At 48.7% G+C, this 19,851-nt stretch carries 17 protein-coding genes; 15 read left to right on the plus strand and 2 right to left on the minus strand.

Annotated elements, in window-relative coordinates:
* Positions 1 to 298 precede the first annotated feature (298 nt).
* A complete protein-coding gene (gene queG / locus LRP49_RS09960) occupies positions 299 to 1,426 on the minus strand; it encodes a tRNA epoxyqueuosine(34) reductase QueG (protein ID WP_274142216.1) in 1,128 nt (375 codons plus the stop codon).
* 50 nt (positions 1,427 to 1,476) lie between these two features.
* Between queG and LRP49_RS09965 the strand changes: the two genes are divergently transcribed.
* The 12 genes from LRP49_RS09965 (at position 1,477) to motX (ending at position 14,467) form a co-directional block, all read left to right on the plus strand.
* Positions 1,477 to 2,970 (plus strand): NAD(P)H-hydrate dehydratase, encoded by a 1,494-nt coding sequence (locus LRP49_RS09965; RefSeq protein ID WP_274141966.1) that lies wholly within the window; start codon positions 1,477 to 1,479, stop codon positions 2,968 to 2,970.
* A gap of 35 nt (positions 2,971 to 3,005) precedes the next feature.
* Positions 3,006 to 3,473, plus strand: coding sequence for a tRNA (adenosine(37)-N6)-threonylcarbamoyltransferase complex ATPase subunit type 1 TsaE (tsaE, locus tag LRP49_RS09970; RefSeq protein ID WP_274141967.1), 468 nt, complete (start codon positions 3,006 to 3,008; stop codon positions 3,471 to 3,473).
* A gap of 4 nt (positions 3,474 to 3,477) precedes the next feature.
* On the plus strand, positions 3,478 to 5,193 hold the full coding sequence (locus tag LRP49_RS09975; RefSeq protein ID WP_274141968.1) for an N-acetylmuramoyl-L-alanine amidase: 1,716 nt from the start codon (positions 3,478 to 3,480) through the stop codon (positions 5,191 to 5,193).
* A gap of 2 nt (positions 5,194 to 5,195) precedes the next feature.
* The gene (gene mutL / locus LRP49_RS09980) at positions 5,196 to 7,223 is read left to right on the plus strand and encodes a DNA mismatch repair endonuclease MutL (protein ID WP_274141969.1); all 2,028 of its coding nucleotides are present in this window, start codon (positions 5,196 to 5,198) and stop codon (positions 7,221 to 7,223) included.
* Complete coding sequence (gene miaA / locus LRP49_RS09985) at positions 7,216 to 8,142, plus strand: tRNA (adenosine(37)-N6)-dimethylallyltransferase MiaA (RefSeq protein WP_274141970.1); 927 nt, start codon at positions 7,216 to 7,218, stop codon at positions 8,140 to 8,142. Before mutL ends, miaA begins: the two co-directional genes overlap by 8 nt.
* A 97-nt stretch (positions 8,143 to 8,239) precedes the next feature.
* On the plus strand, positions 8,240 to 8,509 hold the full coding sequence (gene hfq / locus LRP49_RS09990) for an RNA chaperone Hfq (protein ID WP_274141971.1): 270 nt from the start codon (positions 8,240 to 8,242) through the stop codon (positions 8,507 to 8,509).
* Positions 8,510 to 8,535: 26 nt separating this feature from the next.
* A complete protein-coding gene (gene hflX / locus LRP49_RS09995; protein ID WP_274141972.1) occupies positions 8,536 to 9,825 on the plus strand; it encodes a ribosome rescue GTPase HflX in 1,290 nt (429 codons plus the stop codon).
* Positions 9,826 to 9,878: 53 nt separating this feature from the next.
* Entirely contained in the window at positions 9,879 to 11,039 is a 1,161-nt protein-coding gene (gene hflK / locus LRP49_RS10000) for an FtsH protease activity modulator HflK (protein WP_274141973.1), read from the plus strand.
* A gap of 2 nt (positions 11,040 to 11,041) precedes the next feature.
* Positions 11,042 to 11,929 (plus strand): protease modulator HflC, encoded by an 888-nt coding sequence (gene hflC / locus LRP49_RS10005; protein ID WP_274141974.1) that lies wholly within the window; start codon positions 11,042 to 11,044, stop codon positions 11,927 to 11,929.
* A gap of 71 nt (positions 11,930 to 12,000) precedes the next feature.
* On the plus strand, positions 12,001 to 12,195 hold the full coding sequence (locus tag LRP49_RS10010; RefSeq protein WP_274141975.1) for a DUF2065 domain-containing protein: 195 nt from the start codon (positions 12,001 to 12,003) through the stop codon (positions 12,193 to 12,195).
* 122 nt (positions 12,196 to 12,317) lie between these two features.
* The gene (locus LRP49_RS10015; protein ID WP_274141976.1) at positions 12,318 to 13,634 is read left to right on the plus strand and encodes an adenylosuccinate synthase; all 1,317 of its coding nucleotides are present in this window, start codon (positions 12,318 to 12,320) and stop codon (positions 13,632 to 13,634) included.
* A gap of 212 nt (positions 13,635 to 13,846) precedes the next feature.
* A complete protein-coding gene (gene motX / locus LRP49_RS10020) occupies positions 13,847 to 14,467 on the plus strand; it encodes a flagellar protein MotX (RefSeq protein WP_274141977.1) in 621 nt (206 codons plus the stop codon).
* 55 nt (positions 14,468 to 14,522) lie between these two features.
* Here the strand turns inward: motX and hmpA are convergent, their stop codons facing one another.
* Positions 14,523 to 15,710, minus strand: coding sequence for an NO-inducible flavohemoprotein (hmpA, locus tag LRP49_RS10025; RefSeq protein ID WP_274141978.1), 1,188 nt, complete (start codon positions 15,708 to 15,710; stop codon positions 14,523 to 14,525).
* 278 nt (positions 15,711 to 15,988) lie between these two features.
* On the opposite strand from hmpA, the gene nsrR reads away from it, so the two are divergent.
* The 3 genes from nsrR (at position 15,989) to rlmB (ending at position 19,830) form a co-directional block, all read left to right on the plus strand.
* Positions 15,989 to 16,423, plus strand: coding sequence for a nitric oxide-sensing transcriptional repressor NsrR (gene nsrR / locus LRP49_RS10030; RefSeq protein ID WP_274141979.1), 435 nt, complete (start codon positions 15,989 to 15,991; stop codon positions 16,421 to 16,423).
* Positions 16,424 to 16,536: 113 nt separating this feature from the next.
* Positions 16,537 to 19,089 (plus strand): ribonuclease R, encoded by a 2,553-nt coding sequence (gene rnr / locus LRP49_RS10035; protein ID WP_274141980.1) that lies wholly within the window; start codon positions 16,537 to 16,539, stop codon positions 19,087 to 19,089.
* A gap of 3 nt (positions 19,090 to 19,092) precedes the next feature.
* Positions 19,093 to 19,830, plus strand: a complete 738-nt coding sequence (rlmB, locus tag LRP49_RS10040) for a 23S rRNA (guanosine(2251)-2'-O)-methyltransferase RlmB (RefSeq protein WP_274141981.1) — start codon at positions 19,093 to 19,095, stop codon at positions 19,828 to 19,830.
* The last annotated feature ends 21 nt before the right edge of the window (positions 19,831 to 19,851 follow it).

A 19,851-nucleotide genomic window follows, 5' to 3' on the forward strand; every position in this document is an offset into this window, starting at 1 on the left:
TTGGATGGAAGTTGATCAGTGGATTCGTTATGCATGTGTGTAACTATTAGTGTATGTGCTTGTTTTAATTTAAATTAAATTATTCATGCTTGTGTTTTTCAAACTGATATCCCCAGCTTGTTCATGTTCCGTGATATGCGTCATTAACTACCCACAGCGTGTGTTTAACTTTATCAATATGCATCTAATGACGGTGTACTGAAAAGGTTTTCCACATTACGCAGCAGAACTGAATCTGTGTCTTATTTTTGGAAAAATGTCTCTGGAAAACTGAGTTCGCAATCAAGGTTTGAGTGGATTAGGCATCACGCGGCAATCCTTTTTTTACTATGCGGACCAATCGTTTTGTTGAGGCAGGCAGTACATCAATGGCTACTGTCGCCTTGTTGGCTGTTTGTTGGGTAATTGCCCAATCAATATGCTGATCAAGCATAGCAGAGAATCCTTTAGCTGCTTGTAGAAGCTCAACAATCTCTGGGTCATAGGGCGCGTTTCCCATTGCGACAGAAAGGTTCCTACGCCATTTTTCATGGCCTATTCGGCGGATCGCTGACCCTTCGGTTTCTTTTAAAAATGTGACTTCATCCCAAGCGAAAAGTGTTTTGAGAGATTGCTGCGCAAGGCTCGGTCGCGCGTAGAAGTCAGATTCTTGTGTCAGCTCTGATTCACGGTTGAACGGGCATACCAACTGGCAGTCATCGCAGCCATAAATTCGGTTGCCCATGGGTTTGCGGAATTCTTCAGGAATGGGGCCGTCGAGTTCAATGGTGAGATAGGAAATGCAGCGTCTGGCATCCACAACGGTTTCGCCAACGATTGCGCCTGTCGGGCATGTTGTCATACAGGCTACGCATTTGCCGCATTGGTTTTCAACAGGCTGGTCGACTGGAAGCGGCAAATCAATCAGCAGTTCACCAAGGAAAAACCACGAACCTGCGTTTTTATCCAACAGCAGAGAATGTTTACCTGTCCAGCCAAGTCCCGCTTTTTCTGCCAATGGACGCTCCAATACCGGTGCGGAATCAACGAAAGGGCGGTAGCCATATTTTCCAACTTCTTCTTCAATCCGCTCCCCCAGTTTTTTCAGGCGATTTCGCACCAGTTTGTGGTAATCGCGTCCGAGTGCATAGCGGCTGATATAGGCAATGTCAGGGTTATCGAGCGTTTTCGCGAACCCTGCATAGGGAGGCAAATAATCCATACGCGCACTGATGACACGAACGGTGCCTTCGACCAACTCTTGTGGTCTTGCGCGCATCATGCCGTGCCGCGCCATCCAATCCATATCGCCATGATATCCCGCATCAAGCCAATGCTGTAAAAGGGCTTCATGCTGACGGAGATCAACATCAGCAATACCAATATGCTGAAAACCTAGTTCATGCCCCCATTGCCTGATATTTTCAACAAGGTGGTTTAGATTGATCGACGATGTGGATCGAGAGTCGGACATAAGATCAGAATGGAAAGCTGAAGATGACGGCAAGTTTACCATACTCACTCTACCGAACGGATCAGGTTCGAGACGGAGAGCGCAAGATCGCAGCAGATCTTGGTTTGGAAATGTACACCCTGATGGATCGCGCCGGAAATGCTGCCTTCCAGATCTTACGTGATCGCTGGCCGGAGGCGAAAACGATCCTTATCGCATGTGGTGGCGGAAACAATGGCGGAGACGGTTACGTGGTTGCAAAGCTTGCCATTGAAGCTGAGCTTAACGTGCGGGTTTGGTCGGCTGCTGATCCTTCTGCGCTTCAAGGCGATGCCAAACAGGCATTCAACGCTTTTGAAATGGTGGGTGGAAAAGCTGAACAGAGATCTTTCCCTGATACGTCGTGCGATCTTATTGTCGATGCATTACTTGGTACGGGATTAAACCGACCAGTTTCCCCCCATTATGCGGATGCAATTGCGACGATTAATCAGCAACAGATTCCAGTATTGTCGATTGATGTTCCAAGTGGCTTGAACGCCAATTCAGGCGTTGTAATGGGCAAAGCGGTATGTGCAACGTGCACCATCACCTTTGTTGCTCTCAAGCAAGGACAGTTCACCGGTGTCGCCAGAGATTATTGCGGTGATATCGTTTTTGACGGGCTAGGAATTTTCGACGCATTCGAAGCAAACATATCACCGTCAGCCCATCTTCTTCTTGCAGAGAACGTTCAGCATCTCGAACCTGTGCGTAAACGAAGCGCACACAAAGGTCATCTGGGTCGTTTGATTTGTATAGGCGGTCAGAAAGGAATGGGCGGTGCCATTATCCTTTGTGGTCAGGCTGCGCTTCGCACTGGCGCAGGCTTAGTGTCATTGCTGACTGCGGAAGTGAACACGCCTGCGATAATTGCTCGCCAGCCTGAATTGATGACCATGTTCTGGCAAGAACATCAGGGTGGAGAAATACTTGAGCATACACTGTCTTGGGGTGACGTTATTGCTATTGGTCCGGGTCTTGGGGTATCGAACTGGTCTCGTCATCTGTTCGACGGCGCATTGGCGATGAACGTACCTATGGTGTTAGATGCCGATGCGTTAAACCTGCTCGCGCAGTACCCGTGTCGTTATGGAAACTGGGTACTCACACCACACCCAGGGGAGGCCGCTCGGCTATTGAGTAAAAGCGTAAGAGAAATTGAACGTGATCGGTTTTCTGCCGTCAAAGAGTTACATAACGTATATGGCGGCATTGTCGTACTTAAAGGTGCAGGCACAATCGTTTATGATGGCACCACTTTATCTGTTATCCATGCTGGAAACCCAGCCATGGCATCAGGTGGAATGGGGGATGTGTTGACGGGTTGTATTGCCGCACTCATCGCTCAAACAAAAGAGTTAAGCAGTTCTGCGGTTTATGGGGCGTTTTTACACAGCCATGCCGCTGATGTCGTCGCACAACAAGGGGAGCGAGGCTTACTCGCCAGCGATTTATTACCTTTGTTGGGAAAAAAGATAAATCAAAGTCCAACCTGATGGAAGGTCCCATCAGGGGAAAAGCAGTGAGAAACATGACCAAGATTTTAAATGCTGCGCTTGCTGATGAGCAGGCGACTGTCGCTTTTGGCGCGGCTATTGCCGCTGCATGTAACCAACAGACAACCATTTACCTTCACGGTGACTTGGGGGCGGGTAAAACCACGTTTTCGCGCGGCTTTATTCAGTCTCTGGGCCATTCAGGCAATGTAAAAAGCCCAACGTATACACTGGTAGAGCCTTATCAACTGGCAGATTGGCAGGTTTATCATTTTGATCTTTACCGTTTGGCCGATCCAGAAGAGCTCGAGTTTATGGGGATCCGTGACTACTTCACACCTGACGCATTATGTTTGGTGGAATGGCCCGAAAAAGGGCAAGGTTTGTTGCCGGAGCCGGATCTTGATATCACACTGAAATATAACGGTGAAACACGTACCGTTAAGGTGAATGCAAACACACCTGCAGGCGAAGTGTTACTTGATAAACTGGAGTGGAACTGACGATATGCTATGGCGGGGTGCGCTGGCAGGAATACTGTGTTGGATGGGAGCGATGTCCGCCGTATGGGCGAACGAACTAGAAAATGTTCGTGTATGGCCTGCACCGGATGAAACGCGCGTGGTGATGGATATGGCGGAGGTGCCATCCTTCTCGTATTTTACGTTAACCAAGCCTAATCGATTGGTCGTTGATCTCAAAGATACCTCTTTGGGTATGACACTGCCACATGCGGTCAGTGGCAGCAAGATCCTGACAAAGATTCGTAAGAGTAGTCCGCCAGACAAAGGCTCATATCGCTTAGTGTTTGAGCTGAAAGACAAAAGCTTACCGCGTATTTTTACCTTGGCTCCTGGCGGTGAATACGGTCATCGCTTGGTGATTGACTTGCCGCATGGCAAAGCGGCAATGCCGCAACCTGTTGCGAAAAAGCCGATACCGTCTGAAACACAAGCGGCACTGCCATTTGGTACCGATGACATCATTGTCGCGATCGATCCTGGTCATGGTGGAAACGATCCAGGTGCAATCGGTCCTCGCAGAAAATACGAGAAGCATGTAACCCTTTCCATTGCGCGTCGCGTAGCGGACAAAATTAATTCTGTACCCGGAATGAAAGCGGTTTTGACGCGAAATGGTGACTATTTTGTTGACCTGAATAAGCGATCTGAAATTGCACGAAAACAAGGGGCTCACTTGCTTGTTTCTATTCACGCGGATGGATTCCATAAGCCTCAGCCTAATGGCGCGTCGGTTTGGGTGTTGTCACGAAAGCGCGCGAACAATGAGATCGGTCGCTGGATTGAGAAACATGAAGAGCAGTCTAATTTGCTTGGCGGTGGTGCGTTACTTGATGACAATCAAGATGAATATCTGAGCCGTGCGGTTCTGGACTTGCAGTTCAGTAATTCGCAAAAGGAAGGCTACGATGTGGCTGTGCGCGTTTTAAAAGAAATGGGCAAAGTCACCAAACTGCACAAGCCTAATCCTGAGCATGCGAGTCTGGCGGTACTCAAATCACCGGATATTCCATCACTGTTGGTTGAGGCTGGGTTTATTACTAATCCGCAAGAAGAAAAATTGCTTCTTAGCACCAGCCATCAACAAAAAATTGCTAATGCGGTTTTCAAAGGTGTATTGACCTACTTCGAAGACTTTCCACCAGACGGCACATTAATGGCGGCGAAGAAGAACGGCATTAAGCACAAGGTGACATCTGGTCAGTCGCTGTCAACGATTGCGAAAAAGTATGGCAGTTCCGTATCGGCAATTAAGGCGGCTAACAGCCTTAAATCCAATTCGCTACGTATCGGACAAGTACTCACTGTACCTAATGTTAACCTTGATGCATTGCAATCAACGGCTTCTCGTTCAACCTCAACGAGCAGTGGTAAATCAACGATTAAGTCATCGGCGACTACATCGGCCGTGCATACCGTTAAGCGTGGTGAGTTTCTTGGAAAAATCGCTGCAAAATACGATGTCTCTGTTGCGAGTATTCGCAGTGCCAACAAACTGCGTTCGGACGAGCTTGCGATTGGGCAGAAGTTGAAGATTGTCGGTATCAAGCCGAAAGACAAAAAGCACAAAGTGAAACGTGGAGAATATCTGGGTAAGATTGCATCAAATTATGGCGTTTCAATCGACAGCATCCGACGCGTCAATAAATTGCGTTCAGATGAACTGGCGATAGGTCAGACATTGATCATCCCCGGGAGTTAGTCATGGCAATTCAGATATTACCTGCGCGTCTGGCCAACCAGATTGCCGCAGGCGAAGTGGTTGAACGGCCTGCTTCTGTGGTCAAAGAGCTGGTGGAAAACAGCATTGATGCGGGAGCTACCCGCATTGATGTGGATATCGAAAAGGGTGGTAGTAAGCTCATTCGAATCCGAGATAACGGCTCAGGCATTCCTAAAGAAGAGCTTGAATTGGCGTTAAGCAGGCATGCGACGTCGAAAATATCTTGTCTTGACGATCTGGAAGCGATCGTGAGTTTAGGGTTTCGCGGTGAGGCACTAGCCAGTATCAGTTCTGTTTCCCGTTTGACGATGACTTCTCGCACAGTTACTCAGGCGGAAGCATGGTCAGCCTACGCGGAAGGGCGTGACATGGCTGTTCAGGTAAAGCCCGCTGCGCATCCGGTTGGCACCACGGTTGAAGTGGTGGATTTGTTCTTTAATACACCTGCACGTCGTAAGTTTCTGCGTACGGATAAAACGGAATTCGGTCATATCGATGAGCTTCTCAAGCGCATCGCACTGAGCCGTTTTGATGTGGCGATAACACTTCGCCACAACGGCACGATTGTCCGTCAGTACCGCGCCGCGGAGAATGGTACGCAAAAAGAGCGACGGCTTGCTGCTATTTGTGGCAGCCAGTTTGTAAAAACGGCCGTTGAAGTGAGCCTTGAGCATCAAGGACTGACACTCCACGGTTGGATCTGTACGCCGGAAGGCGCACGAGCACAAAACGACATACAACACTGCTTTGTTAATCAACGAATGATGAAAGATAAACTCATCAATCACGCGATTCGACAAGGCTATGAAGCCTCCCTACGCCCTGATCAGTTTGCTGCCTACGTACTCTATATTGATATCGATCCGCATCAAGTCGATGTCAATGTACACCCCGCGAAACACGAAGTGCGTTTTCATCAGGCGAGGTTGGTTCATGACTTCATTTATCAGGCAGTTGCTGATGCCTTGATGCAAGTGATGGCAGAGCATCAGGCGGACCTGGCTACCACGGAGCCTCCCGTTGAGGAAGCGATTGAGATAGCATCGCAGGCACCGCTTGCGGATTATATGTCAGCGACGACAGATGCGCCGAACCAACACGTGTCTGAAGTGGCGGAAACCCCCTATTCTGCTTCAGCGAATTCAAGTCATACTGACACGGCCGCTTGGCGTCCCCAAAGCCAAACATTGGGCGGTAATACAATGAAAGGCCCAGCAAGCAGAGGGGCTGCGAGTCGCTCTTCAAGTGATGGGAATTTTTCGGGTGCGGGGGCATCTCGCAGTCAAGAACGCTACGGGGAAAGCTCGCCATCCAAGCATGAGCAGCGAGTTTATCGTGAGTTAATGACCACTCCCGTCGTTCCGGCAGCAAATGAGGCTACTGTCACCGAGCCTGTCGCTTCTGCATTCGCAAGCCAGCCTGTTTCAGTTGGTCATGCTGACAAGGGATTGGGCAAGGCATTGACGGTTATTTCTGCCAAATACTTGCTGCTTCAGCGACAAGAAGGACTCGCATTGCTTGATCTTGATGCTGCAGCGCACCTGAATTTGCTGGGACAGTTTCGCGCCGCGGAACAGGAAGGCTTGAAAGCGCAGCCGCTTTTAATCCCGCAAGCAATGTCTGCATCTTCTGAAGAGATCGCGTTATTGACGAAATGTGATGGCTTACTGACACGGTTTGGTATCATAATTCGCCAAAAATCAGCCAGTCAAATCATGGTGATGGCAGTATGTCAGCCAATCCGCCAGCATAATTTGCAGCGGTTTGTACCTGCATTGTTAGAACAACTTACTCATTTGGACGCGCAGCAAAAGCTGTCGAGTGAGAACTTAGCCAAATGGTTAGCTTGGGAAGCGACGCAAAAAACAGACGCATATGGGCTTTCCCAAGCCGTTACACTGATCACGGAATTAGAAAACTGTTGGCAGGGTGAGCTAGCAGACTATTTTTCACTGTTATTGCGTCCGGTTGACGTGATGACAGCAATAGAAGCTTTTAAACATGAGTAACCCATTGCCAAAGGCAATCTTCCTGATGGGCCCTACGGCATCAGGAAAAACAGATCTAGCTATCGCACTGAGAAAACAGTTTCCAGTGGAGATCATCAGTGTTGATAGCGCATTGATCTATAAAGATATGGATATTGGTACGGCGAAGCCTACCGCAGAAGAGTTGGCATTAGCTCCTCATCGATTGATCAACATTAAAGATCCCTCAGAGGCTTATTCTGCCGCTGATTTCCGTGCCGATGCCTTGCGTGAGATGGAGCAGATTGTCGCAAAAGGGAGAATTCCCCTTTTGGTTGGTGGTACCATGCTTTATTTCAAAGCATTGTTGGAAGGATTGTCTCCTTTACCGCCAGCGGATCCAGCGATTCGAGCTAAAATTGAGCAAGAGGCTAGTGAGCAGGGGTGGCATGCTTTGCACGACGAGTTGTGTCGTATCGACCCTGTCGCAGGCGCGAGGATCCATCCAAATGATCCGCAGCGACTGTCCAGAGCGCTGGAAGTTTTTCGTATTTCGGGTAAAACTCTCACAGAGTTGACTGAAACCAAGGGTGAACCGTTGCCATACGAAGTTCACCAATTTGCAATAGCCCCTAAGGAAAGGGGAGAGCTGCATCGCCGAATTGAGCTGCGTTTTGACAAGATGATCAAAGCCGGTTTCGAAGAGGAGGTTCGCGCACTTTATGATCGGGGCGATCTTAATCCTGACTTGCCTTCGATCCGATGTGTGGGATATCGACAGATGTGGGACCATTTGGCGGGTAGCTGCTCACTTGAAGATGCAGTTTATCGCGGAGTTTGCGCCACTCGTCAGTTAGCCAAGCGGCAGATTACCTGGCTACGTAGCTGGGATAACTTGACTTGGCTTGATAGCGACAACGCCGAGCTATCGTTACAAACAGTCACAAAGTGTTTAACCTGATCGTTGTTTGAGCAGGGTATACTTGGCTGGTTGTAGGCAGCGTTGTTGAATTTTTTTGTTGCTATATACAACTACAAACCAATAAGGAAAATTAAAAATGGCTAAGGGGCAATCTCTACAAGACCCATTCCTGAACGCACTGCGTCGTGAACGTGTACCTGTTTCTATCTACTTGGTAAACGGAATTAAACTTCAAGGCCAGATTGAATCTTTTGACCAATTCGTGATCCTGCTGAAAAATACTGTTAACCAAATGGTTTACAAGCACGCCATTTCAACAGTGGTCCCTGCTCGCCCAGTGAATCACCATCACAACAACACGCCTGATCGCCCACAAGGTGATCGTCCAGAAAAGACAGAGGAGTAAACATCCTTTGGTAAGGAGTTGATTGCTTGTTTGACCGTTACGAAGCCGGTGAACAGGCTGTTTTAGTTCATATCAACTTCACCCAAGAAGGCGAATGGGAAGATCTCAGCGAATTTGAAATGCTGGTATCGTCTGCGGGGGTTACAAAGCTGCAAACTATTACAGGCAGCCGACAATCCCCGCATTCCAAGTACTTCGTTGGTGAAGGTAAAGCCCTTGAAATCGCAGATGCAGTTCGAATGAGCGGTGCTGAGATTGTTATTTTTAACCACTCACTGTCACCTGCACAGGAACGAAACCTGGAACGCTTGGTCAAATGCCGTGTGCTCGATCGCACAGGATTGATCCTAGATATCTTCGCCCAGCGTGCGCGCACACACGAGGGTAAGCTTCAGGTTGAACTTGCACAGTTGCGCCACCTTTCCACCCGTCTAGTTCGTGGTTGGACGCACCTTGAGCGTCAAAAAGGCGGTATCGGTCTTCGTGGCCCGGGTGAAACCCAGCTCGAAACAGACCGTCGTTTATTGCGTGATCGCGTTAAGGCGATTTTGCGTAGATTGGATAAGGTTGCCAAACAGCGAGAACAAGGCCGACGCGCTAGAAACCGCGCGGAAGTGCCTACAGTATCATTAGTTGGGTACACCAACGCCGGTAAGTCGACACTTTTCAACCGAATCACTCAAGCGGGTGTTTATGCTGCCGACCAGTTGTTTGCAACGCTGGATCCGACACTGCGTAAAATCGATGTTGAAGATGTGGGCGATGTTATATTGGCTGATACCGTGGGATTTATCCGTCACCTACCGCACGATTTGGTCGCAGCGTTCAAAGCGACGCTGAAAGAGACCCAAGAAGCACAATTGTTGCTTCATGTGATTGATGCAAGTGACGATCGATTCCGCGAAAATATTGATGCAGTAAACATAGTACTCGAAGAGATCGAAGCGAACGACGTGCCCACTTTGTTGGTCATGAACAAGATAGACAACATGGAAAATGCTCAGCCACGTATCGAGCGTGACGACGAAGGCGTTCCACGTGTTGTATGGGTTTCTGCACTGGCAGATCGGGGCATAGATCTTCTTTTTGAGGCACTGACCGAAAGGCTGTCAGGGACTATGGTAAGCTATCGCTTACGTATCCCACCTGCAGCTATTGGCAGAATGCACAGTAAATTCTGTCAGTTGCGTTGTATTTTGCATGAAGAATACGAACAAGACGGACATTTGCTGGTCGATGTGCGGTTACCTCAAACTGATTGGATGAGGTTAAAAAAACGGGAAGGCAGCGAGTTCGGCGACTTTATCGTCAGCTAGTAGGCTGTTACAGTATAAAAACTATCGTCATATCATACTGATGGAGTGCTCTAATGGCGTGGAATGAGCCAGGAAATAATGGCGGTCAGGACAAAGATCCGTGGGGTAACAATAACCGCGGTGGTCGTGACCAAGGACCGCCTGACCTCGATGAGGTGTTTGGCAAGCTCAGTCGTAAGCTGAGTGGTTTGTTTGGCGGCAAGGGTCCGTCTTTCGGTGGCAGTGGTGCCGCTGGTTTGGGCGCAATTGCCGTAGTGGGTTTGGTTATCTGGGGCGTATCTGGCTTTTACACCATAGGTGAAGCCGAGCGTGGCGTTGTTCTCCGTTTCGGTGAATACGAACGTATTGTGCAACCTGGTCTGAACTGGAAACCGAATTTCATTGATGAAGTTCGTACCGTTAACGTTGAAGCGATTCGTTCGCTGCGTGGTTCGGGTCAGATGCTGACCAAAGATGAAAACATGGTTAACGTCGAAATGGACGTTCAGTACCGTGTTGCAAATCCGGAAAAATACCTCTTTTCGGTAACGAACGCGGATGACAGTCTTCGTCAAGCCACTGACTCTGCACTTCGTGCGGTTATTGGTGATGCGGAGATGGATGAAATTCTGACGACAGGTCGTCAACAAATCCGTGAACGTACTCAGGTGGAAATCAACCGAATCATTGATCGTTACGACATGGGTCTGTTGGTTGTTGACGTCAACTTCGATGCTGCACGTCCACCAGAGCAAGTTAAAGATGCATTCGATGATGCAATTGCTGCGCGAGAGGATGAAGAGCGTTTCATCCGTGAAGCGGAAGCTTACCGTAATGACATTTTGCCGAAGGCAACGGGTCGTGCGGAGCGTCTGAAGAAAGAAGCACTGGGTTACAAAGAGAAAATCGTTAACGAAGCAGAGGGTGATGTTGCTCAGTTTGACAAACTGCTACCTGAGTATGAAGCAGCACCTGAAGTTACGCGTAATCGTTTGTATCTGGAAACCATGGAACAAGTCTATGGTAACACCAGTAAAGTACTGATTGATTCTCAAGAAGGCGGCGGCAATTTACTTTATTTACCGCTGGATAAGTTGATGTCTCAGTCGTCACAACCGCGTTCGACGGAAGATACCACAGCAAGTGATTACGGTATCGAACTCGAAAGCACACAAACTGTCGCACCAAGCAATAGCAATAGTCGTCAATCGACGTCGCGTCAGGGGAGATATTAATTATGCGTAAACTAATAATTCCTCTGGTCATTGTTGCGCTTGTAGCCGGTCTTATGTCTGTGTTTGTGGTTGATGAAGGCGAGCGTGGTATCGTGATTCGTTTCGGACGAGTTCTGAAAACGGATGACGATCAGGCACGTATCTATCAGCCGGGTCTGCAGTTCAAGGTGCCATTGTTTGACCGCGTCCAATTGTTGGATGCGCGTATTCAAACCATGGATGACCAGTCTGACCGCTTTGTAACGTCAGAGAAAAAAGACGTGATCATCGACTCCTACGTGAAGTGGAAGATCCAAGATTTCGGTCAATACTACCTGTCAACAGGTGGTGGTAATCGTTTGACGGCGGAAGCCCTTCTGCAACGTAAAGTGGCAGATGGCCTGCGTGCTGAAATCGGTTCTAAGACCATCAAAGAAATCGTCTCTGAAGAACGTGAGCGAGTAATGTCTGACGTACTGGCTGAAGTTCAGCAAAGTGCGAATGATATTGGTATCGAAGTCATTGACCTTCGTATCAAGAAAATCAACTTGCCAGAAGAGATCAGCGAATCTATCTACGCACGTATGCGCGCAGAGCGTGAAACGGTAGCGCGTCGTCACCGCTCACAAGGCCGAGAAAAAGCGGAAGTTATCCGTGCTCAGGCTGAGCTGGAAGTGGCAACAGTGCTGGCTGAAGCTGAAAAAACAGCGCGCGTAACGCGCGGTGAAGCAGATGCACAAGTTGCGAAGATTTATGCGACCTCTTTCAATAAAGAACCAGAGTTCTATAACTTCCTGCGTTCTTTGCAAGCGTATGAGAAGAGCTTCAGCAACAAGGGCGATATCCTCGTTGTTGACCCGAATAGTGAGTTCTTCCAGTACATGAAAGAGCCAAACGCTAGTCTTAACTAAGATGCAGCGATAGAACAGAAAGACAAGGCATCGTGCCTTGTCTTTTTTTTGCCCAAACGTTAGGAGTTTACATGGGTAACGAGCTTTGGTTAGCGATCGGATTGGTGCTGGTCGTGGAGGGTTTGGGTCCTATGCTTGTGCCGCAAAAGTGGCGTGCAATGGTGAGTGAAATGAGCTTACTTTCAGACGCGACTTTGCGTCGAATTGGAGGCTGTTTAGTCGTTGCTGGAGCAGTGATCGCATATATGATGTTGTCGTCTAAGTAAATGAATACTGGAAAGAAATGTGACAGTCCGATGCTTGAGAACGGGACGACGGTTAAAAAATGACTGCATCGTTTAATCTAAGGTGCTAGAATCCCGTTTTAATCATCAACTGACTGGAAAAGATGAGTAATAACGTAGTCGTTCTCGGCACCCAATGGGGTGACGAAGGTAAGGGTAAAATCGTTGATCTGTTGACTGAAGACGCTCAGTACGTCGTTCGCTACCAAGGCGGCCACAACGCAGGTCACACTCTTGTCATTGACGGTGAGAAAACCGTTCTACACTTGATCCCTTCTGGCATTCTTCGCAACAACGTGAAATGCATCATCGGTAACGGTGTTGTGCTTTCTCCTGACGCACTGATGAAAGAAATGGGTGGCCTTGAAGATCGCGGTATCCCGGTTCGTGAGCGCCTGTTCCTGTCAGAAGCTTGTCCGCTAATTCTTCCTTATCACGTAGCTTTGGATATGGCGCGTGAGAAAGCACGTGGTTCAAAAGCAATCGGTACAACCGGTCGCGGTATCGGTCCTGCGTACGAAGACAAAGTTGCACGTCGCGGTCTGCGCGTTGGCGACCTGTTCGATAAAGAAGCGTTTGCCGAGAAGCTTAAGGAAGTGATGGAACTGCACAACTTCCAGTTGGAGCATTTCTACAAGGCTGAGCCAGTAAGCTACGAAGAGACCCTTGCGAAAGTCATGGAGCAAGCGGACATCCTAACTAGCATGGTTATTGACGTAACCCAAGAGCTGGACGATGCACGTCAACGTGGCGACAAGATCATGTTCGAAGGCGCACAAGGTACGCTGCTAGATATCGACCATGGTACCTACCCTTACGTTACCTCTTCTAACACCACTGCTGGTGGCGTTGCTTCAGGTTCTGGTTTCGGTCCTCGTCACCTAGGTTACATCCTGGGTATTGCGAAAGCATACTGCACCCGCGTAGGTTCAGGTCCTTTCCCGACTGAACTTTACGACGGCCTAGATAAGCAAGATCCAGTTGGTAAGCATTTGGGTACTGTTGGCCACGAGTTTGGTGCGACTACCGGTCGTCTGCGCCGTACTGGTTGGTTTGATGCAGTTGCGATGCGTCGCGCTATTCAGATCAACTCTATCACTGGCTTCTGTCTGACCAAGATGGACGTTCTAGACGGCTTGGAAGAAATCAAGATCTGTACGGGCTACCAGAAAGCCGATGGTACTATTTTGAAAGTATCTCCAATGGCGGCTGACGAGTACGAGAACATTACTCCGATTTACGAAACTGTTCCTGGTTGGAGCGAGAAAACGTTCGGTGCTAAGTCTATCGAAGAACTGCCACAAGCGGCTCTGGACTACATCAAGCGTATCGAAGAGTTGACTGGCGTGCCTGTAGACATCATTTCTACTGGCCCAGACCGTAACGAGACCATCATCAAGGTTCAGCCTTTCGCGTCTTAATCGGTTCGAGATTATAAAAACCAGCCTTTGTGGCTGGTTTTTTTTTACCTGTCACATTCTATACTTGTAGAGAATGCACCGGCATTTAGATTCTTAAGTCTGGGCGGCGCGAAAAAATTTGGCATTAAAGGTAAAGTTGATCTGACTGGTGCCGATACAGGTTAGGCAAGACATACAGTCTCAAATAACATCACCGTCAAAAGTGGATAGGCATGAAACTGCGAACCTTATTCTTATCAATCATATTAGTCAGTGGCACGGCGCGCGCAGAAATCGGGCCTGCTTTACCTGTATATGATGATTCGCAGCTGATCCGACTGTTTGAAACGAACTCTCACCTCAAAAAGATCAAAGCAGACGACTGTCAGCTTTTACAAGATATTGAAGCTCGCGCACTGAGGGTTGAATCGCCTGCGTACCAATTCTTGTATGGCGATATGTTGGCATGGGGCGTGTGCTTAGACCGGGATGTTGAAAACGGCATTTACTATATGCAGCTTGCAGCGCAGCAAGGTTTACCCGCAGCATTAGAGCAATTAGGCCGTTACTATGCTCGCGGTACGTTAGTCCAACAAGATCGAGAGCGTGCTATTCCTTATTTCCGTGAAGCTGCATCGCTTGGTGACACGCGTGCGAGACTACAATTAGCGGAGCTGCTGGTGAACGATTACGGCAGCCCACTTGATTATGAAGATGCGTATCGCTGGCTCTACCACACCATCACAGCTGATAAGTCCACGCACAATCAAATATCATCACTGAGAAAGGCATTGGAAAACAAAATGCCCCGCAATGTCATTGCCCGCGCCAAACGACGAGATACATATTGGTAATGTATCGAAGTTTCAAAGATGCCCGCATAACGCGGGCATTTTGCTTTCTGGATAGTTAAATCACCTTATGTGGGCCAAAGCATTCGTAAAAAATGCGGTCAGCAGCAATGCCTGCATCGGTCAGTTGCTTCGCAATAGATTGCATAAATGCAACTGGACCACACAGGTAGAAATGACGATCTGGAGACGTTGTTAGCCCTTCCACTTCAGAGATATTCATCAAACCAACACGGTCATAATGTTTCCCTTGCAAGTCTTCACTGACGGGTTCTCGGTACCATACTGAGCGCTGTATCTTGGTGTCTTGCTTCATTAATTCGCCAACACGTAAAGCAAAAGCATGGTGCTGACCATTTTCAGCCGCATGGAGCCAATGCACATCAGCACTGTGTGTATCTTTTAAACTTTCCAGCATCGCCATCATGGGGGTCTGACCTACGCCACCTGAAATGAGAGCCACGGGCGTCTCAGTTGACGATTGGAAGAAAAAGTCGCCCGTTGGTGGCGCAAGGTCGACAATATCGCCTTCTTGGATATGGTCATGAAGGTAATTCGATACGACCCCTAATGGATCGCGCTTTACGGAGATCCGGTAAGTGTGGCCATTAGGAGCATCGGATAGGCTGTATTGTCGAATTTCTCGGTTTTCGAATACTTCTGGGTGTAAGTAAATACCGATGTACTGGCCTGGCTTGTAGGAAGCGACCGGCTTTCCATCTTCTGGCGAAAAAACGAAGCTGGTGATGACATCACTTTCTTTGCTTTTTTCGATGATGCGAAAACGACGTGTTCCGCGCCACCCGCCAAGTTCACTGGCTTTTTCTTGGTAGATTTGTTCTTCGCGATTAATAAAGACGCTTGCTAACACGCCGTAAGCTTCTGCCCATGCATCAATGACCTCCTGACCCGGCGAGAACAGCTCATCAATGGTGGCGAGTAGATTTTCTCCTACGATGGCATACATCTCCGGCGTAATGGCAAAGCTTGCATGCTTTTGCGCAATTTTCTCGACCACAGGCAGCAAGGCTTCTAGGTTGTCGATATTGGCAGCGTAGCCATAAACAGCGTTAAACAACGCCTCACGTTGTGCGCCTGAGAACTGATTACTCATATTAAATATGTCTTTCAGTTCTGGGTGCCTTGCAAACATACGGTCATAAAAGTGTGCAGTAAGTCTTGGCCCTGTTTCGGCAAGTAGCGGGGCGGTGGATTTTACGATTTCAATGGTTTTTGGATTGAGCATGGCTGACCTTCTTGTCTTATTTTGTATTTAAAGGGGCATTTGAAATGCACCTTTAAAGTTGTATCTGAAATGTATGTTTAGATCAACATTAAAAAGCAATTGGTGAAACAGTGTGAATTTGGGCGTGAGCAAAAATTGAAATGTTACGGTAAGCCGTATGTAGAACTTGAACGTTGTGTTTTAATAACATGAAGAAAAAAGCCGCTGAAAAAGAAATGTGAGCGCGCGCGCCTTTTGCTCCAGATAAGAGTACAATGGCGACGAGGAGATTTGAAAACGTGCAATTAACCAGTTTTACAGATTATGGCCTAAGGGCACTCATGTATCTGGCTATGCTTCCTCCCGATGAACTGACCAGTATCACTGTGGTCACAGAGAAATATGGGGTGTCACGAAACCATATGGTGAAAATTATTCACCGTATGAGTCAGGCCGGCTATGTCGAAGCTGTTCGTGGCAAAAACGGGGGGATCCGACTTGGCAGACCAGCAGACGAGATCATTGTCGGTGAGGTGATCCGTGCATTGGAGCCACTGCAAATTGTGAATTGTGGTGCGGATAACTGTCATATCACACCAGCCTGTCGATTAAAGAATGCCATCGCCGTTGCAGCGGAAGCATTTTTGGCAGAATTGGACAAACACACACTTCAAGACATGGTGTCGGGCAATGATGACCTGCGCCACCTTCTTATCCCTGTTCGCCCGTCATAAAACCAAGAAATTGAGACGATCTACCAGTTTTTATCGGTATTTCTTGCGGGTGCCCAAATTCTTTAATTCAAAGCGATATACTGAGTATCACATATCGCTAACGGGAATCTTATATGTCTCAGGACAAACATCTACACAGCAACGATCCGTTTAGCGGTCGTGAAGCAGAAAAATATGAAAACCCAGTGCCAAGTCGTGAGCACTTACTTGAGGTTATCAAGGGGTTTACCACTCCGGTGAGCAGAGACCAACTATTTGAAGTGTTGGGCCTGAAAAGCGACGAAGAATATGAAGGCTTACGCCGCCGTTTGCGTGCCATGGAGCGCGATGGACAACTGATTTTCACCCGTCGCCAATGCTATGCACTGCCAGAGCGTCTGGATTTGGTGAAAGGAACCGTAATTGGTCACCGCGATGGCTTTGGTTTCTTGCGTCCAGAAGGCAAAGGCAACCGCGAAGATTGGTTGCTGCCACATCACCAAATGAAGGGCGTGATGCATGGTGATTTTATTCTGGCGCAGCCTGCAGGTACGGACAAACGTGGCCGAAAAGAAGCGCGTGTTGTGCGCGTATTGGAAGAACGCAAAGGCCAGATAGTGGGTCGCTATTTCGTGGAAAACGGCCAAGGCTTTGTCGTGCCAGATGATTCGCGCTTGAGCCAAGATATTGTGATCCCACAAGAAGATCGCAAAGGCGCACGCATGGGTAACGTTGTGGTGGTGGAAATCTTCCAACGTCCAACCCGTCAGCACAACCCTGTGGGGCGCGTAGTAGAAGTGTTGGGTGAGAACATGGCACCTGGCATGGAAATCGAGATTGCAGTTCGTACGCACAACATCCCGCATGAATGGCCGCAAGATGTCGAGAAACAAACCAAGAACTTCACTGAGCAAGTGCCGGAAGACGCCAAACAAGGTCGCGTTGATCTGCGTGAACTGCCGCTAGTTACCATCGACGGCGAAGATGCCCGTGACTTTGATGATGCGGTCTTTTGTGAGAAGAAAAAATCCGGTGGTTGGCGTCTTTGGGTTGCGATTGCAGACGTAAGTTATTACGTACGTCCAGATTCAGCCCTTGATAAAGAAGCCATCAATCGTGGTAACTCGGTGTACTTCCCATCACAGGTTATTCCTATGCTGCCGGAAGTGCTGTCGAACGGGTTATGTTCGCTGAACCCGCAGGTAGACCGCCTGTGTATGGTATGTGAAATGACCATCTCTGAAGCGGGTAAGCTATCAGGTTTCAAACATTATGAAGCCGTAATGAACTCCCATGCGCGTCTGACCTACACCAAGGTTGCCGCGATGCTGGAAGGTGATGACGCCCTGCGTGAGCGCTATGCTCCCTTGGTTCCGCATCTTGAAGAGCTGAACAACATGTACAAAGTACTCAAGGCAGCGCGTGAGCAACGTGGTGCGATTGAGTTTGAAACCGTGGAAACCAAGTTCATCTTTAACGCCATGCGTAAGATAGAGCGAATCGTGCCGGTAGAGCGTAACGACGCCCACAAAATCATCGAAGAATGTATGATCTTGGCGAACATTGCGTCTGCAAGATACGTAGAAAAAGCGAAAGAGCCTGCACTGTATCGTGTCCATGAGGCACCAGGTGAAGAACGTCTGACCGGCTTTAAAGACTTCCTGAAGGAAGTGGGTTTGACGTTGGAAGGTGGACTTGAACCGTCACCGACGGATTACGCTAAACTGGCGCACGCCATTGCAGGCCGTCCTGATCAAGAACTGATCCAAACCATGCTGCTGCGCTCAATGAAACAAGCGGTGTATCAGGCAGATAATTCAGGTCACTTTGGTTTGGCACTGAAACAGTACGCGCACTTTACGTCGCCAATTCGTCGTTACCCAGACTTGTTGCTTCATCGCGCAATCAAGTACCTGATCGCGAAAGAGGAAGGCCGCAACACTGACCGTTGGACGCCGACGGGTGGGTACCATTACTCCACCGACGACATGGACGTGATGGGTGAGCAGTGCTCAATGACAGAACGTCGCGCGGACGACGCGACCCGTGATGTGTCTGACTGGCTGAAATGTGAATACATGCAAGACCATGTCGGCGACGTCATGGAAGGCACAATTGCCAATGTTACCGGTTTTGGATTCTTTGTCCGTTTGAATGATATCCATATTGATGGTTTGGTGCATATCTCAAACCTTGATAATGATTACTACAACTACGACATGGTGAGTCAAAAGTTAGTCGGTGAAAGCTCTGGTCGTATATTCCGACTTGGCGATCAGGTCACGGTCAAAGTATTATCCGTCAACCTTGATGAAAGGATGATCGACTTTGGACTGGATGGCGTGACGCGAAAACCACGTGGTGACGGTAAAACAGCACGGGACAAAGCGAAGAAAGGTCGCGCAGAGTCGGGCAAAAACCCTGAATCTGCTAAAGAGCGCGGTTCTGTTCGCCAGCAACTAAAACGTGGTGCTATTCCTAAGGCTGCAGGTGACGATAAAGCACCTAAAGGCAAAGGAAAGAGAAAAGGAAAGCCTCATCGCAAAGGATCGTCTGCGAACAAGGGGCCTTCCGAAGGTAAAATAGCTGATGGCACTCCAGCGAAGAAAAAGAGCAAGAGCCAGAAGGTGCGTAAGAAAAAAGCGCAACGAAGCAAACCGGAAAAAGCAGGCAATCAAAAGAAGTAACCCATGAGCAATGAAATGATTTACGGCATTCACGCCGTTAAAGCTGTACTGGAATCTGATCCATCTCGCTTTATCGAAGTCTTTGTTCTGAAAGGCCGTCAAGACGATCGCGTTTTGCCTGTGCTTAACGAACTGACTCGCCTTGGTATTACCCTTCAAGAAATGGGTCGTAAAGCGCTGGATGACAAAGCGAAAGGCGCATCACACCAAGGCTTAATCGCTCGTGTGAAGCCGGGTCGCCAGTACAACGAAAACGATCTGGATATTATTCTGGATGGTAAAGAGAACCCGCTACTGTTGGTGTTGGACGGCGTGACCGATCCGCATAACCTAGGTGCATGCCTGCGTAACGCAGATGCAGCGGGTGTGTGCGCGGTTATTGTACCGAAAGACAAGTCGGCACAGCTGAATGCAACCGCACGTAAAGTGGCCGTTGGCGCAGCAGAAGTCGTGCCTTTGGTTCGTGTGACCAACCTGGCTCGCACCATGCGTGCATTACAGGAAAAAGGCGTGTGGTTTGTCGGCACCGCAGGTGAGGCGACGCACGATGTGTACGATGCGAAACTGACGGGGCCGCTGGCTATCGTAATGGGTGCGGAAGGTGACGGCATGCGTCGTTTGACCCGCGAAACCTGTGACGACTTGATCAGTATCCCAATGGCGGGCAGCGTATCCAGCCTGAACGTGTCGGTAGCAACGGGTATCTGTCTGTTTGAAGCGGTGCGTCAGCGTCGCGCGTAATCAGATACGGTGAATGAAAAG

Origin of the sequence: Enterovibrio qingdaonensis (assembly GCF_028683135.1) — a bacterium.
In the GTDB taxonomy this organism is placed as follows: Bacteria; Pseudomonadota; Gammaproteobacteria; order Enterobacterales; family Vibrionaceae; genus Enterovibrio; species Enterovibrio qingdaonensis.

Excerpts from the sequence above, each read along its gene's own strand:
- LRP49_RS09965 (WP_274141966.1), top strand. The coding sequence starts at position 1,477 with ATGACGGCAAGTTTACCATACTCACTCTACCGAACGGATCAGGTTCGA.
- tsaE (WP_274141967.1), top strand. The coding sequence starts at position 3,006 with ATGACCAAGATTTTAAATGCTGCGCTTGCTGATGAGCAGGCGACTGTC.
- LRP49_RS09975 (WP_274141968.1), top strand. The coding sequence starts at position 3,478 with ATGCTATGGCGGGGTGCGCTGGCAGGAATACTGTGTTGGATGGGAGCG.
- mutL (WP_274141969.1), top strand. The coding sequence starts at position 5,196 with ATGGCAATTCAGATATTACCTGCGCGTCTGGCCAACCAGATTGCCGCA.
- miaA (WP_274141970.1), top strand. The coding sequence starts at position 7,216 with ATGAGTAACCCATTGCCAAAGGCAATCTTCCTGATGGGCCCTACGGCA.
- hfq (WP_274141971.1), top strand. The coding sequence starts at position 8,240 with ATGGCTAAGGGGCAATCTCTACAAGACCCATTCCTGAACGCACTGCGT.
- hflK (WP_274141973.1), top strand. The coding sequence starts at position 9,879 with ATGGCGTGGAATGAGCCAGGAAATAATGGCGGTCAGGACAAAGATCCG.
- hflC (WP_274141974.1), top strand. The coding sequence starts at position 11,042 with ATGCGTAAACTAATAATTCCTCTGGTCATTGTTGCGCTTGTAGCCGGT.
- LRP49_RS10010 (WP_274141975.1), top strand. The coding sequence starts at position 12,001 with ATGGGTAACGAGCTTTGGTTAGCGATCGGATTGGTGCTGGTCGTGGAG.
- LRP49_RS10015 (WP_274141976.1), top strand. The coding sequence starts at position 12,318 with ATGAGTAATAACGTAGTCGTTCTCGGCACCCAATGGGGTGACGAAGGT.
- motX (WP_274141977.1), top strand. The coding sequence starts at position 13,847 with ATGAAACTGCGAACCTTATTCTTATCAATCATATTAGTCAGTGGCACG.
- hmpA (WP_274141978.1), bottom strand. The coding sequence starts at position 15,710 with ATGCTCAATCCAAAAACCATTGAAATCGTAAAATCCACCGCCCCGCTA.
- rnr (WP_274141980.1), top strand. The coding sequence starts at position 16,537 with ATGTCTCAGGACAAACATCTACACAGCAACGATCCGTTTAGCGGTCGT.
- rlmB (WP_274141981.1), top strand. The coding sequence starts at position 19,093 with ATGAGCAATGAAATGATTTACGGCATTCACGCCGTTAAAGCTGTACTG.